Below are 16,190 nucleotides of genomic sequence, written 5' to 3' on the forward strand. Positions count from 1 at the left end.
TTTCATAAAATTCACCCGCCAAGTGAGTTTTCGACGGGCTAGATGGTAGCATAAATAACAAAGAAAATCAATAGCTTATCTGCATTCGCTGAAATTCTTCTGATTGTGATCTTACGGATTCAGGGAATATTCAAAAGGGTCTACTGGTTTGCAGACTAGTGACGGAGCAACATTTGTCAGGCTTTGTCATGAACCTACCTTGTCATCGATTGGGTCGAAGTGGATAAGATTTGCTAAAGGAGGAGGGTTTCGAAAGTGGTATGGCAACGTTGAGCACTTGGTGAATTGGGAAGATGACGGTGCCGCCATAAAAGAATATGTAACAGTAAAATATCCTTATCTAAAGGGTAACTATGCGTTAGTTGTGAAAAATGAGAGCACATACTTTCTAGAAGGATTGCTTACATCTCGCGTTACTTCGGGAAACCTATCATTCCGAATAAAAAGCAGTGGAGAAATATATGCAGATGCATGTACCGCCATTTTCCCAAAGGAACAACTGTTTTTCCTTTCATTGCTTTCAACGAAATTGCTGGGAATTATTCAGGAGCTAAATCCGACCTTGAATTTCCAAGCAAGCGATATCGAAAAATTTCCGATTGTAAGAGACTCATTTGAGGTTCCGTATCGCCCTTTAGCTCAAAGATGTATTGAATTGTCGGAAGCCGATTGGGACTCCTACGAAACCTCTTGGGACTTCACCAGCCTGCCGCTATTGAAGTCCGACTACCGCCAGCCGACCATAAAGGCCACCTACCAGAAGCTCCGCGCCCATTGGCAGGAGATGACACTGGAGATGCAGCGGCTGGAGGAAGAGAACAACCGTATCTTCATCGAGGCCTACGGTCTGCAGGATGAGTTGACGCCCGAGGTACCGCTCAACGAAATTACCCTGACCTGCAACCCGCACTACCGCTACGGCAACGACAAGAGCGAGGAAGAGCTGGAGGCACTGCTGCTGGCCGACACCATGCGCGAGCTCGTCTCCTATGCCGTGGGCTGCATGTTCGGCCGCTATGCGCTGGAGAAGCCGGGGCTGATCCTGGCCAACCAGGGCGAGACCATCGAGGACTACTACAAGATTCTTAACCGCGAAACACGCGAAAAGCGCGAAAAAGAAGAAAATAATTTTAGCGATTTTAGCGCCTTTCGCGGTTCCATTGCTTTTCCGGCGGACGAGGACAATGTGATTCCCATGCTGGACGGGGATTGGTTTACCGATGATATTTCCGAGCGGTTCAAGCAGTTCCTCAAAGTCGCTTTCGGCCCAGAGCATTATGAAGAAAATCTGCGGTTTGTAGAAAACGCCCTTGGTAAAGACATTCGTAAATACTTCCTCAAAGATTTCTACACCGACCATGTGAAGCGTTACAAGAAGCGCCCCATCTACTGGCTGTTCTCAAGCCCCAAGGGCAGCTTCAACGCGCTGATCTACATGCACCGCTACCGCCCGGATACGGTCAGCGTGGTGCTCAACGACTACCTGCGCGAATTTCGCACCAAGCTCACCTCGCACAAGAACCACCTGGAGGCGGTCAGCATCAGCGCCAGCAGCAGCCAGGGCGAGAAGACCAAGGCCTTGAAGGAGATCGAGAAGATCACCAAGATGATCGCCGAGATGGAGGAGTACGAACGCGAGGTGCTCTACCCGCTGGCCACCGAGCAGGTGGAGATCGACCTCGACGACGGCGTGAAGGTCAACTACCCCAAGTTCGGTAAGGCATTGAAAAATATCACGGGGCTGATCTGATGACGGAATCTGTTTTGAAAGATTTCCCGGCATGGTTTTTGGGATTCGCTGAAGGACAATTGGCCGGTTACTTACATTTTGGTGCTGCTCACCATGATGAAACAATAGAACAATTGCAAATTGCATATATAAAGATATGGAGTGTTGTCGAAATATTTTCTAAAATCATAATAATACTTGCAGATAAAAGAACTACTACTAAAGAGCTAAAACCATTAGTAGAGAATATAAAACGGCACAGAGAAAAACTCGATGAATATGAAAAAGGCCTTATCGAAATAATTTCATTTCACGAAAGTAGTATCAATGATTCTGAAACCAATCAATTTAAAATTAATGATGTGGCCAATTTGAAAATAGATTTAAAAAAAATTAGTAGTAAGAAGTTTTCTGTCTCTAAAAGTGACGTTTTTAAACCGGCACTTCCTAAAAAAAATGATCTTGATAAAGCAATAAAGGTATTGAATATCGATCCTCCAAAGTTTTCAGATTTTTTAAATGCAGCTGATAAGGAAAGTAAATTTTATACAACCAGAAATAAAATTGCTCATGAAGGAACAGTAGATTTAAAAAAGGAGAACTTTATCAAAGAAAGACTGCTTCCAATATTGCAAATATCTCTTAGTATTCGAGATTTTGCTAGTAACATGTCAGAGGAGCAGTGAAGTGAATAGCTGTGGCCCGATTGTAACTACAATGGACCTTATAGCATCTCCCGAATCCAAAACCCTGGAATTCAAGCGCGATCTTTCTTCCCCCAAGCCGATCCTGAAATCACTCGTTGCATTCGCCAATTCGGCAGGCGTGGGAATTAACATGATTTCCGAATTGGAGGAGTACGAACGCGAAGTGCTTTACCCGCTGGCCACCGAGCAGGTGGAGATCGACCTCGACGACGGCGTAAAGGTCAACTACCCCAAACTCAGCGCGGCCTTGAAGAAGATCGTTGGCCTGGATGCGGCGGAGGAATAATTCACAATGAGCAATTCTCCCCTATTTGTCGGCGCTGACTATCAGGCGTGGTTGAAGCAGATCAAGAATCGCATCAGTTCTGCCCGCCTTGGTATGGCGCTGGCGGCAAACCGCGAGTTGATTCGATTCTATTGGGACTTGGGAGGCATGATTGCCGCCAAGCAGGTGCAAAGCCAATGGGGCGACAAGGTCATCCCTCAGCTATCACACGATCTGCAACGGGAATTTCCCGAGGTCCGGGGCCTGTCGGCCACCAACCTGAAATACTGCCAGCGTTTTTTTCAATTCTATTCATCGGGCAATGACGAGGGCGACTCACCCGCAGACATCACCTCGACACCATTTGGTCAACAGCCTGTTGACCAAATTCCCTGGGGGCACAACATCCTGATCTTCACCAAGTGCGTCAGCGTGGCCGAAGCGGGTTTTTACATCGCCCAGACTATCGAGCAGGGCTGGAGCCGAGATGTGCTGGCGTTGCAGCTCAAATCCAAGCTGTATGACCGGGCCGGCAAGGCAGTGACCAACTTTTCCAATACCTTGCCCGCGCCGCAGTCGGACCTGGCCCAACAGACGCTGAAAGATCCTTACACCTTCGACTTCATGACCATGACGGCCCCGTACAACGAGCGCGATGTGGAGCGGCAGCTCACCCAGCATATCACCCAATTTCTGCTGGAGCTGGGCAAGGGGTTCGCCTTCATCGGGCGTCAGTATCATCTGGAGATCGCCGACAACGACTATTACATCGACCTGCTCTTCTACCACGTTACCCTGAAGTGCTATGTGGTCGTCGAACTCAAAAACCGCAAGTTCATCCCCGAATACGCGGGCAAACTCAACTTTTACCTGTCGGCCGTGGACAGCCTGCTCAAACGCGACGACGACCAGCCCACCATAGGCCTGCTGCTGTGCCGGGACAAGAACAACATCGAAGTGGAATTTGCCCTGCGCGACCTGAACAAGCCGATGGGGGTGAGTGAATACTCCCTGGTGGAAACCCTGCCCGACAACCTGAAGGGAGCGTTGCCGACGGTGGAGGAGATTGAGCAGGATTTGCAGCAACTGCAGGAGGATGCCGGTGATGAACAGAATTGAAGCGGCCCTGACCAAACTCTTCGACCGGCACCGAATTGTCTTCTGGTACGACGCCAAGCAGGAGTTACGCGACGATTTCGAGGCGCTTCAGCTGCCCGGCGTCGAGAAGCTTACGCTTTTCAACAACGAGTACGGCATCAAATACAGGCTGCTGCGCGAGCAACCGGAGCAGAAATTTCTGCTCTACCGCGAAGGGCCAGAGCCCCCGCATTTGGATAACTGGCTGCTGGATGTGCAACTGGCCCACGGCGAGTTCCGCACCGATCAGGTGGCCATCTGGCTGTCCGAACTGGAACTCGGCCTGGAGTTCACCGATGTGGTGCAGGCTCATGCGGAGTTCTTCCAGGCGATCAAGCGCAAAGACGCCCTCAAAAAGCTGCTGAAAGCGGACGACACCGCCGGACAGATTCGCCTGAAGATGCTGGCGGTATGCAGCGGCAGCGAACCGCGCATGGATGCGGTGGTGGAAAACCTGCTGCAAGAGCTGGCCGACGGCCGGGACGAGAAGATCAAGTTGGTTGGCCGGTGCAGCCTGGACGGCTTTCTCTGGGAGCAGCTGACCCGCTGCTATGGTTACAAGTCTGACGAGCCGGGCATCCGCGACTTCACCATTGAGTTGTTCAAGTCATGCTACGCCATGGGCACCGATGGCCAGGTGAAACTGACCGGCGACGCCATGGTGTTTCTCAAGCGCTGGAAGGATAGCCGTCAGTTCGAAGGCGGCTTCGAGACCCTCTCGGGAGAATGCGCCGAGGTCCTCGGCATTGAGCAGGATCTGGCCAAGCGGGATTTCCGGGTGTTGATCGAGTTGGATTACTTCCGCCTGATCGATCAGAAGATCATCAGCGACCTGGTGCGGGCGGTATCCTCCCGCACGGTCGGAAGCCCGGATGTGTCGCTCTGGGTTCGTCAGCGGCGGCAGAGCCACTGGTATCGCGAATACCGCCATCTGTACGAAGCGGTTGACTTCGCCGCCCTCTTTATCCATGCCCTGGGCCAGGCCAATCTCGCCATGGACAGCTTGGCTGAAGGTGTGCAGCGTTACAGCCGCTTCTGGTATCAGCTGGATCAGCTTTACCGCAAGTTTACCTACCATGTGCGCATGTCGGGGCAAGCGTCGCTGATGGGCAGCCTGACGGACCAAGTCGAAAACCTCTATTCCAACAACTATCTGTTGAAACTGGGCGACCGCTTCCAGGTCTTTGTCGATGCTGCCTCCAAATGGGAGGCCTCACCTGTGCGGGGCCAGCAGCACTTTTTCGAGCATTGGGTACGGCCGTTTCTACGCAAGGAGAACAAGGTTTGTGTGATCATCTCCGACGCCATGCGCTATGAGATCGGCGATGAACTGCTGAGCCTCATTCGCCAGGAAGACCGCTACAGCGCCGAGCTGGAACCGGCGCTGTCGATGCTGCCCAGTTATACCCAGCTCGGCATGGCGGCGTTGCTGCCTAACAAGGCACTGGCGATTGCCGATAACGAGACCGGCGCCGTGCTGGTGGATGGACAAAGTTCCCAGGGGACTCTCAACCGCTGCAAGATTCTCGGCCAGGCTGCGGGGGGACGAGCAACGGCCTGCAAGGCCGATGAGCTGATGGCTATGAAGGGGGAGGATTGCCGGTCTCTGGTGCGCGACCACGATGTGATCTACATCTACCATAACCGTATTGATGACACCGGCCATACCCGGGAGTCGGAAGAGCGGGTTTTTGAGGCGGTGGAAGAGACGTTGCCGGAACTGATCCGCCTGGTCAAGAAGTTGAATAATGCGAATCTGTACAATTTTTTGATTACCTCCGACCACGGCTTCATCTACCAGAACCGCGCCATCGAGGAGAGCGACTTTTCCGGAGTCGATGCCGAGGGCGAGCAGATTCTGTTCCGCGACCGCCGCTTCGTACTCGGCAAGGGGCTTGTGGAAGCCCCCAGTCTGCACAAATTCACCGCCGAACAGCTTGGCCTGGCAGGCGAGGTGGAGGTGCAGATCCCCAAATCGATCAACCGCCTGCGTTTGAAGGGCTCCGGCAGCCGCTTTGTGCATGGCGGCGCGTCGTTGCAGGAGGTGGTGATTCCGGTGCTCAAGATCAACAAGAAGCGCCAGAGCGATGTCACCGCCGTCGAGGTGGACATCCTGCGCGGGGCCAGTTCGGTGATTACCTCCGGCCAACTGGCGGTGACCCTGTACCAGGCCGGACCGGTGACGGACAAGATCCAGCCGCGTGTGCTGCGGGCCGGCATCTACACGGCGGCCGGCGACCTGATTTCCGACAGCTTTGAGCTGACCTTCGATTTGACGTCGGACAATCCCCGGGAGCGGGAGCTGCAGGTGCGCTTTGTGCTCACCCGCAAGGCCGATGAGGCCAACGGGCAGGAAGTCATTCTGCGGCTGGAGGAAAAGCACGCCGGAACTTCACATTACAGGGAATACAAGTCGCTCCGCTATATGATGCGGCGCTCATTTACCAGTGATTTCGACTTTTAAAGGGCAGGTGGCCGATGAACGACCTTGACCAGAAAATTAACGCTCATTTCCCGGGGCTTGTTGTCCGCAAGGATCTCGTCAAGGTAGTCAAGGGCAACGCTATCGTTCCCTCCTACGTGCTGGAATACCTGCTGGGACAGTATTGCGCCACCAACGATGAGCCGACCATCCAGACCGGTATCGAGACGGTTAAGGAGATCCTGCGCAAGCATTACGTGCATCGCAACGAGGCCGGACTGGTCCGATCAAATATCAAGGAAAAGGGGCGCTACAAGGTCATCGACAAGATCAGTGTGGCCTTGAACGATAAATTCGATGTCTATGAGGCGAGCTTTTCCAATCTCGGGATCAAGAGAGTGCTGGTCGATTCGGGTACGGTCAAGGCCCATCCCCGGCTGCTGGTCAGCGGTGTTTGGTGTATTGCCGACATCGAATACGAATTCACCGAGGACAAAAGTGCTACTCCTTGGGTCATGTCGACGCTCAAGCCGATCCAGCTATCCCATTTCGACTTTGACGGCTACATCGAAGCTCGAAAACAATTTTCCACCGACGAATGGATCGATCTGCTGATCCAGAGTATCGGCTTCAATCCGGAGATGTTCGGCAAGCGCAGCAAGCTGACTCAGCTGATTCGCCTGATCCCGTACTGCGAGCGCAATTACAACTTGATCGAACTTGGTCCCAAGGGGACCGGGAAATCGCACATCTATTCGGAGTTTTCACCCCACGGCATCCTGATTTCCGGGGGCGAGGTCTCGGTACCCAAGTTGTTCGTGAACAACACCACCGGAAAGATCGGTCTGGTCGGCTACTGGGACTGTGTCGCCTTCGACGAGTTTGCCGGAAAGAAAAAGCGCGTGGACAAGGCCCTGGTCGACATCATGAAGAACTACATGGCCAACAAGTCTTTTTCACGGGGTGTCGAGACGCTGGGGGCGGAGGCGTCCATGGTCTTCGTCGGCAACACCCAACACAATGTCCCCTATATGCTCAAGCACTCGGACCTGTTTTGCGATCTCCCCGACAGCTTCTACGACTCCGCGTTTCTCGATCGTATCCATTTTTATATTCCGGGCTGGGAGGTCGACATCATCCGGGGCGAGATGTTCTCCAGCGGTTACGGATTCGTGGTGGACTACCTGGCCGAGATTCTCCGCTCCTTGCGCAATCATGATTACTCGGATCGCTACAGGGGGCTCTTCTCCCTCTCTTCCGATATTTCGACGCGGGATCGCGACGGCATCAACAAGACATTTTCCGGTCTGATGAAAATTCTTTTTCCGCATGGCGGAGCAACCAAAAACGAGGTCGAGGAGTTGCTGCGGTTTTCGATTGAAGGCCGCAAGCGCGTCAAAGATCAACTGATGCGAATCGATTCTACCTACGGCCAGGTTCATTTCTCCTATCTTGACGCCGAGGGGCAAGCCAAAATCGTTCTTGCGCTCGAAGAGGAGGAATACCCCCACTACTACCACAAGACCATCGCCGAGTGTGAAGACGGGGAAACCCCTCCTGCTGAGGAAGCCGCTGCGCCGTTGTCCCCATCCGAGTCGCCCGCACTGGCGGGGGTTGCTCTTAAAGAAAAACACCTCACCTTCCAGGAAAATCAGCGGGGGATCTCCTTCGATTCGTTGTTAGGCCCTTATCTCAAGGGGGCGACGACAATTACGGTGACCGACCCGTACATCCGACTGTTTTATCAAATGCGTAACTTTATGGAATTTCTGGAGACGGTAGTTAAGCATAAAGCTGCGGATGAGGAGGTGACCGTTCACTTGGTAACGGTGCAAGATGAATTTAAGAGCGAACAGCAGCAACAAAGCTTCGAGAAAATAAAAGAATCGGGAAACGGCGTAGGCGTGAACTTCACTTGGAAGTTTGACGGCACGGGAACGATTCATGCCCGCCATATCGTGACCGATCACGGCTGGAAAATCTCGCTGGATCGAGGCCTCGATATCTTCCAACACTACGAAATGAACAATGCCTTCACCTTCGCCAATCGACTACAACAATACCGCCCGTGCAAAGCTTTCGAGGCGACGTTTATCCGTACTGGAGACACGCCTGAATAATGGAGCCGGATTTTAAACTCGGATTCTGAACTGAAGATAAAATGTGTTGTCCCTATGGGAAAGGAGCAAATCCATGGAATTGATTCATCTTGTTGTTTTTGGGCTTGTTGGTTTTGGATTGATTATTGGGGTTACTGTGTGGATTAATTCTCGAAAAAAAGATGAAGATATGGAGAGCATAAGAAAAAAATATTCTGTCAGTGATACTGAGATATCTAGGAAGATTTTCGATAATTGTTGTGTTTTTGAAGGGGAGCTATGTGATGAACTTCCATCAAAAAAATTCCTTGCGAGCATTGACGCTCTATCCAAAGAATGTATGGATGCCCCTCTCCATGAAACAAACAAGGAAGAATTGATAGAGATGTTGGAGTATTGTCTAGAGAATGTAGACAAAGTTTATAAAAATGATCCAATAAGGCATAAGAGAAGATCTGCTTACGAAAAAGCTTTGCAAAAATTTGGTGTCCTGCCGACTCCTTCTGATGATACTGAAAACAATATTGTTAAAAAAAATAAATCAGATAATAAGATTAAATCTAAAGATAATTCATCCAAGAAAAGCGACAGTGTTATGGAAAATCAGAATACTGGAGATTCTAACAAACATAATGTTCTAGCATCAGAAAAAAAAGATAAATCAAAAGACACACCAAAACAAAATTCAAAAGAAAAGAAAAAGTCAAAAATAGAAAATGACCTTATCTCTATGCAATATTGCATCGTTCTTGTAGCGATTGGTGATGGAAAATTGTCAGAAGAAGAAATTGTAAAAATTAGCGAAATGAAGAGTTTTTCACGCTATATCTTAAAAAACAGGAAAGCTATAGAAGAATATGAGAAGAATTATGATTTTGAATCAGCTTTAAAATTTTCCAAAAAATCTACTACTATTGTTCATGATGGTTCAGATATATTTACTGACTCGAAAATAATAGATGATGTGAAGAGAGATTATTTTGAAGCAATTCAAAATGGCAAAATTGATGATTTGATTAAGGAGTATGCAGGTCGTATAAGCGATTATTTTATACAAAAAATAATTTCCTTTGTCTGTGCACTTGTTGCTAAGGCTGATGGTGAATTTGAAAAAGAAGAGCAAGAAATCTATATAAAACTATTAGAGCAGTGGAAGATTTCGCCAATTTATATTAGCTATTGGATATTCCGGACATTAGTTCCAGTTCTTGATGGAGAAGAACCGGACGAAGAGGAGATTGGCCGTTTTCTCATCAGTAGCTATGGTGTTTCAAGCCAGGAAGAATTATATGAAAAGATTGAGAATGGTTCCATTAATGCAATAATAGAAAAAAATGAAGATAACCCAGTATGGAGCTTGATTGAAGAACAGCAACTAGATGATCTTATTAATATAGAAAAGACTAAAGAGCAAGTCAATGAGACCCGTGATCGAGGTGGAATTAAAGGGCTCACTCCCATAATGGTCATTGCAGATTCTGGAACAGTCGAACAATTGGAAAGTTTGATAAAAGCAGGAGCTGATGTCTTGGCGAAGACTGAAGGTCCTAGTGAAGTTTATAGTGTCTTAATGTTTGCTGTAAAATCGAATGACGTTAATAAGGTAAAAATGTTGCTTGACGCTGGTTCAGATGTTAACGCAATCAAGCCAGGAGAAGCTCTTTACTCAGCATTAGGAATAGCAGCTGCGCAGGGGAATAGAGAGTTAGTACAGATGTTGCTTCAAGCAGGTGCGGATATCCATTGGCGAGCTATGCATGGCATCGACATCTTAAAAAGGGCTGCGATGGAGGCAGAAGATAGTGTAGCTGCTTCAATGATCGAGCTTTTAGCTTCCGCAGGACTCTCTTGCCAATTAAGTGATGATGAGGGCTTCTTCGCCATTCATAACGCCGCACAACAAGGCAAGGCAGATGTAATTCGTACCCTAATCAAATATGGAGCCGATCCGAATCAGAAAGTTTTGGCCGGAGATGATGAAGGTACTGTGCCTTTGAAATATGCTGTACAATCTGGATCTTATGCAGCTTATTCAACATTGATTGAATTGGGGGCAGATGTCTCGACTTTTAGACAGGAACAGAAAGAATTTGATGATATTTTATTCATAGGGGATGAAGGTGGAGGCACATCCCTCGATCTCCTCGACTCCTTATTTTTCAATGATATACAGAGAACGAACGGTCATTATGTAGAAAAAGACATGTTTCAAATCGCTAATGATCTTGTTGTAAATCACGGATTTAAACCTTCGATGAACTCTCTTGCTCAGTCATTGTTATACGATCACGGTGAAGATTTGAGGAGTATATTATTTAGAGCATCTAAAAAAGAATTTATCGAATATGGCATAAACAAAAACCCGATGAATTTTCTAGCAATTCTCGGTGCGATCATTCAAATATATGACATCGATTTGAAAACAAACGTTTTAGAAAATTTGAAAAAGGTATTTGCCTCGGATTTAGGTTCTGAAAATGGAACAATTGAAGATTATATGACTCGAGTCGAAGCTAGTTGTGGCAAAAGTTTCAATGTGATAGCCCGAGATCTAGGTATTATTGGAGAATCAATCAATTTTACAAAGGAAAATCAAGATATGGAATCAGTTATCGATAAATGCGGATTAAAGGAATGGTTGAATGAGGAGTTTAGCGAGAAAGAACGTGAAACTGTTGTGAATAATATTGGTACGATAGACATGTCTCTTACGTCCATACCGAAGATGCTTTCTAATATAGCTACCCAGAGTTTTCAATACAATTTCATAAAAGAAAATAGGAGTATAGTTCAAAAATTTTATGAAAAAGCCGATCAGCTTTTTGAAAACTCAGATGATATAATTGATCGCCACTTTTTCTACGACGCTTCGATTCGATTCTATTATTCTGACAGAGAAAATAAAGAGAGTATGAAAAAAGCCATAGATTCATGCCGGAAGCAGATAGACATAGCCCCTAGTGCGGCCGAAAATTTCAACAGATTTCAAGGTCGCATGCCAGAACACACTGGCTATAAACAATTGGCAATTATTTTGGATAAGCAAAACAAGTATGATGAAGCAATAAAAATCTGTAATCAGGCCCAATCAGAAGGTTGGGCCGGTGATTGGATTCCCAGGATAGCCCGTTACGAAAAAGCTAAAGCAAAAATAAAAAAATGATTTTTAACCCTAGCTTCAGGCTTAGCTACACACAGAACAATTCGACAAGTTTTTTTCACTGCTTTGCGCCTGCCAAGCGAACGGTATAACTGCCTTTCAAGGCTGGCTGGGCACTCTCCAGTTTCGAGATCGGGGTTGCCCGCTTAAAAACTCCTCCCCAGGGGCAGCGACGAGGTCTACGCAAACCGCTTTCGCTCATTTGGGATAAATGAGATCTTATTTAATTCCGTCTAGAGACATCTGAAAACCAAGTCCAGCTGGCGGAAGAATATCCTTAACTTCTATAATTACGATCGTTATTTTATCGTGAGTTCTTTCAATTTTGTAGCTCGCAAACATGGTCGAATGACATCTAAATATATGTAACCCATTATTCCATTCACTCAAGAATTCATCATGATCAATTCTATGATTAACTCTTCTCCCGTCTAGTAAAAGATCAAATTTTGCATCACTAGTTCCTGGTGCGCGTCTTATTGTAAATGTAGCGTCACGGAGGGTATCGTCTTTCTTCAAGGGATCGAGTAATGTATCCATATCGACAGGATTTTCACATATAAAAACAATCAATCCATCACGATCATGGTATGTAATATTTAGATAATTTGGACGACCGATTGTGATTTTGGAAAGTTTGACGATTATTTCGGCCAATAATTTCTTGTTTAAAGATAATGTCGGATTCAATTCTTTAAATTCTTCATTATTAAAATCTTTTTCAAGTTTTATCAATTTTTTGTGTAAGTTATCAAATTTAATTTTTGACCGAATACTATCCAAATCTGTAAGGATAATCCTCCGACTTGTAGCAAGAAATCGTTGTACACAGTCGATGGACTTTTGAGAAATTGGTTTGTCTGAAGAAATATGCATTTTGACATCCCCAATAATACCAGTAGGTGTCTGAAACTTTAAAACAATCGATCCACCTCCGAGATCGGCTACGATAAGTTTATCGAGGTCCTCAAGACAATCACATAGTTCCATCTGTGCTTTTAAGATTGGATGCTGACTAGACAATCCCGTATCGCCAGTCGCTAGTCTAATGCCGTAGTCAATAGTAATATTGTCGATCATTTCGACCTCCTTATTGTTGGTTGATGTCGACGACTATGTTTTCACAGAAATCCCACCCCCCGACCCTGAAAAAAGCGCCTTATTTCCCCGTTCTCAAAATGCGACAACTTTAGTCCTCAATCCTCCGCTCATTTCAGCCACGATTTCTCCATGAAAATCCGCCGGTCGATACTCTGTTTTGATTCACCATCATTCCTTGGGTCTTCATAATCTTTTTGCGCATGAGTATCCCTACCCTCAATATGAAATCAGAATGGACATTTTTGGGCCAGATTTTGACAAATTTCGAGACGAATCAATAAATTACAGCTACTTATGGACCAAAATTATTTATTGTTAATTTTTGTGTCTAAGAGTATTGGATCGACGTGATGGCGCCCCGGGGGGGGAGTTTGGGGCTTTGATATGTTTTCGTGGGTCTATAGAAGGTGGGAGGAGAACTGATGATGGAGCAGGCGCAGTGCGAGCAGATACCCTGGTGACCCTTTGGGCATCCGTTGGCGGGAGCTGCGCAGCTGCGGTTCGGTGAGGATTTTCAGGGTGATGCACCCGCGCTGAGGCGTTTTTTTGAAATTGGCGTCTTCACCGTTCTGGATCTGGTTTTCACTGAGGCCGAGTGCCGCTGCCCATCTGTAGGCAAATTCTTGCTGTTCGTTTTCCGGTTGTCCCCGGCGGGGATGGTGGACCACGAGTAGCTGGCTTTTGCTTAGACCACACTCCAGCAGCATTCCCACGATTTCCTTGGCCGAGCTGAACGTGGTGTAGACGCTGTCTTTCCAGCGTGGGGAGCGGTTGGTTAAAGCTGTTTCAATGATTTTCCGGGCCGACTTCAACCGTCGCCCATCGAGTCGCCGTACTCCATCATAGAGTTGAGCCGCCAGATCCCAGTCCGGACGGGTCAGCGCCTCCATCGCCGTCTGGAGATCTTCCGGGAGGGCACGCAGGCCCGCCACGACTTCTCCCCAATCCGGCAGCGTGTGGCTGTCCTCCTTCCAGGTTACTTTTCGCGGCGCACAGGCTTTTTCCATCAAGGGATGGCGCAGGCGCTGGGCATAACGCGGCGCCTGGGTCATGAGGATGGGAAGCAGCACATGCCCCGTCTTTTTTCCCTCCTGCAACAGGGCATAGACGCGGGGCGTTGACAGGTGGGTCAGGGCTGCCAAGGTCTTGGCGGGGATGGACCGGGAGTAATCGGGCTGTCGTCGCTCGCAGGCGCAAAGCCAGTCCATCAGGTGGATATAACTATGGTGCGTGGTTCTCGGACTGCTGTGCCCTGCCAGCATGGCCAGCAGGAAGGGGTAGGAACGGCCGGTGGAAGGCTGTTGCAGAAGATTTTCCAGAATGACTTGCCGTTTTGTATGTTCGAACTGCGGGTGATCGAGGGCGGCCACATCTTCGGGTGAATGCTCGCCCCCAAGAAAAAAACTCACGTAGCCCCAGGTGAGGAAGGAATGGCGCAAATGGTAGGAACGCAGGCTGTCATCGCGGGTGATGGCTCGCAGGTTTTCGCGTATCGGGCCAAACAGCTCGCCGTCGCCGAGCATGCCGGCCTTTTTTGTGGGGTGAGCCAGAAACAGTTCCTCGCCAAACAGCCCCGCCTCGCCCTTTCTCTGTTCCCGATACCCCATCAGGAAAGCCATCTCGTGCTCCGTCAGAAGCAGGGAGAGGGGAAGGCGGCGGACGCCGGAGCTGGTTTTGGTCGTCTTGAAACGGTTGTTCCGGATCAGAACCTCGTATTTTGTCACGCCTTGGATGTCCATCATCCGCAGCGCCCGGATCTCCACCGGGCGTAGTCCACATCGATACGACAGTATGGTGGCCAGCAGATGCAGGGTTTGCCGGCGAGTGGGCTCGGCTTCCCCCCAACCGAGGGACGCCAGCAGGGCTTCGTAAATGGCCGGACTGATCAGGTTGGCGTCGACCGCCGAGCAGACTTTTCCGAACTCGTCCACGACCTCGGTCCATTCCATCGCCGGCATTTTGTAAAAAGTCTCCAGGAAACCGTGGAACTGGGCCAACCGATGGATGGCATAGGGCTCATTGCCCAGCTTCATGGCGATGGTTTCATAGAGATCCTCCAGATCCTGCGGATCCATCAGCAATGGGCTTTCCAGACCGCAACTCCGTACCAGGGTGCCGCCGATTTCCGTCCAGTAGCGGGCGAGGCTGCTGGTCTTGATCGCCGGTGCGGTCCGTCGTTCCTTTACGGAAGCCCGTGACGACAGCATCTGCTGTCCCCACTGGATGAGCAGTTGCAGCGCCGGCCCCATCTCCCTGCGATGCTCGGCGAAAAACATTTTCAGGCGATTCTGCCCGTTGCCGATGGAGATTTCCTTCCCGTCTTCCCCTGGTGTGAGGAGGGCATAAGCCTGCTTGAACAGCGCGATCTGCCGTGCGATAGAGGTCCGTTCGGGCGGGAGAATGGGCTCGGCATGAACGGCTGTCGATGCCTCCCGTTGCGGGGGCTGCTTTTCGACCGGAATCGATTTTCCCGTCAGGAATCTCAGCCACGGGCCGATCGGCAGAGGGGGCCCGTCCAGGTTCCCTCGGGCATACCCCAGGAGACCGGACCCGCTTCGTAAGATCTCCATGGACAGCGCCCATCGCAACAGCTCGGACAGTGATTTGGGCCGTTCATCGCCCCTCAGGGGTAACCGTTCGATAAAAGCCTTCGCCAGCCGCCACGGAGCCCCTGCCCGAATCTCTCCGGAGCCGGATTCCAGGAATCGGTAAATGAGGAGTTGGGTCAGGGGGTCCGCTACCCAGCGCCCGTGCCTGGGCGGCGAACGCTTGCCGGCCGGGCGCACCATCTCCAGCCATAGCCAGCTGCCTTCCTGGTAGATCTCCGCTTTTGCCAAGGACTGGATGAGGGGGGCTTGCCAGCGAAGGTTCAGGAGACCGCCGAACAGAATCGCCGATAAGAGGATCTGCCCCAACCATTCATCGCTGCTATCGGGCCGTTGCTCCAAGTGGGCGATGTAGGCGGCCGTCAGCCGTTCAGCCCGATAGCGGTTCTGGTAGACCTCTGGCTGCAGGACGTTGCGGTCCCGGTTGACGCTAAAAAAGAAGGGGGAGAGGGGGATGTCCCAGTCCAGGTGACGGTTGCCCCATTCGATGCCCCGGGCGATGAAATTGAACCGCTCCTTCTTCCGCGACGCCGGACACTTGGCCAATCGGAGGCAGAACTGCTTGATCGCCTCCTCGTCGAGGCGCAGCCCGGTCCGTCCCGAAAGCAGAGTCGGCAACAGCTCTCCCAGAAGCTTGAGGCAGTCCTCCTGCTCCGGGGTAAAGGCGACCGGCACATCGGATCGGGCCAGTTTCTGGGCCACTTCCGGCCAGGGGCTGGCGACATTCATTCTTATAATCATCTAAACCCGCCACCTGTTCTCAAGCAAAACCATCCAGTCATTATCGGTCAAGTCCATCCGTCTATTATTTCATGAAACCAACCATTCGTAGTTGTCCGAAGGCTCCGCCTGGGTGGATGATAAATATTAGGTGATGTAAGACCCTATTGCGGAACAAAATGCAAGACAGCCCACCCTGGTGATTTCAGGGTGGGCTTCGGGGTGCCCTGAATTTTGTGAATTT

General features: G+C 49.7%; 8 protein-coding genes and 1 pseudogene. 7 read left to right on the forward strand and 2 right to left on the reverse strand.

Translation table 11 applies throughout. The features are described 5' to 3' along the window. Window positions 1–148 precede the first annotated feature (148 nt). The 7 genes and pseudogenes from pglX to RBR25_RS13000 all read left to right on the forward strand — a co-directional run bounded on the left by pglX (window position 149) and on the right by RBR25_RS13000 (window position 11,522). On the forward strand, window positions 149–1,750 hold the full coding sequence (gene pglX, locus RBR25_RS12970) for a BREX-1 system adenine-specific DNA-methyltransferase PglX (protein WP_432819977.1): 1,602 nt from the start codon (window positions 149–151) through the stop codon (window positions 1,748–1,750). After that, complete coding sequence (locus RBR25_RS12975; RefSeq protein ID WP_432819978.1) at window positions 1,750–2,415, forward strand: hypothetical protein; 666 nt, start codon at window positions 1,750–1,752, stop codon at window positions 2,413–2,415. Before pglX ends, RBR25_RS12975 begins: the two co-directional genes overlap by 1 nt. A gap of 151 nt (window positions 2,416–2,566) precedes the next feature. Beyond that, window positions 2,567–2,722, forward strand: a pseudogene (locus RBR25_RS12980) (class I SAM-dependent DNA methyltransferase); the annotation flags it as partial. A 6-nt stretch (window positions 2,723–2,728) separates the two neighbouring features. Further along, window positions 2,729–3,820 carry a PDDEXK nuclease domain-containing protein gene (locus tag RBR25_RS12985; protein ID WP_432819979.1) on the forward strand — a complete coding sequence of 364 codons (1,092 nt, stop codon included), beginning with the start codon at window positions 2,729–2,731 and terminating at the stop codon, window positions 3,818–3,820. After that, window positions 3,804–6,302 carry a BREX-1 system phosphatase PglZ type A gene (gene pglZ / locus RBR25_RS12990; protein ID WP_432819980.1) on the forward strand — a complete coding sequence of 833 codons (2,499 nt, stop codon included), beginning with the start codon at window positions 3,804–3,806 and terminating at the stop codon, window positions 6,300–6,302. Before RBR25_RS12985 ends, pglZ begins: the two co-directional genes overlap by 17 nt. 14 nt (window positions 6,303–6,316) lie before the next feature. Next, window positions 6,317–8,380 carry a BREX system Lon protease-like protein BrxL gene (brxL, locus tag RBR25_RS12995; RefSeq protein ID WP_432819981.1) on the forward strand — a complete coding sequence of 688 codons (2,064 nt, stop codon included), beginning with the start codon at window positions 6,317–6,319 and terminating at the stop codon, window positions 8,378–8,380. 73 nt (window positions 8,381–8,453) lie between these two features. Next, window positions 8,454–11,522 carry an ankyrin repeat domain-containing protein gene (locus tag RBR25_RS13000; RefSeq protein WP_432819982.1) on the forward strand — a complete coding sequence of 1,023 codons (3,069 nt, stop codon included), beginning with the start codon at window positions 8,454–8,456 and terminating at the stop codon, window positions 11,520–11,522. A 216-nt stretch (window positions 11,523–11,738) separates the two neighbouring features. Here RBR25_RS13000 and RBR25_RS13005 read toward each other — a convergent pair whose 3' ends face one another. Both RBR25_RS13005 and RBR25_RS13010 read right to left on the reverse strand, forming a co-directional pair. After that, a complete protein-coding gene (locus tag RBR25_RS13005) occupies window positions 11,739–12,599 on the reverse strand; it encodes a hypothetical protein (RefSeq protein WP_432819983.1) in 861 nt (286 codons plus the stop codon). Window positions 12,600–13,018: 419 nt separating this feature from the next. After that, the gene (locus tag RBR25_RS13010) at window positions 13,019–15,967 is read right to left on the reverse strand and encodes a hypothetical protein (protein WP_432819984.1); all 2,949 of its coding nucleotides are present in this window, start codon (window positions 15,965–15,967) and stop codon (window positions 13,019–13,021) included. Window positions 15,968–16,190: the final 223 nt, after the last annotated feature.

The organism is Trichloromonas sp. (assembly GCF_034006665.1).
Lineage (GTDB): Bacteria > Desulfobacterota > Desulfuromonadia > Desulfuromonadales > Trichloromonadaceae > Trichloromonas.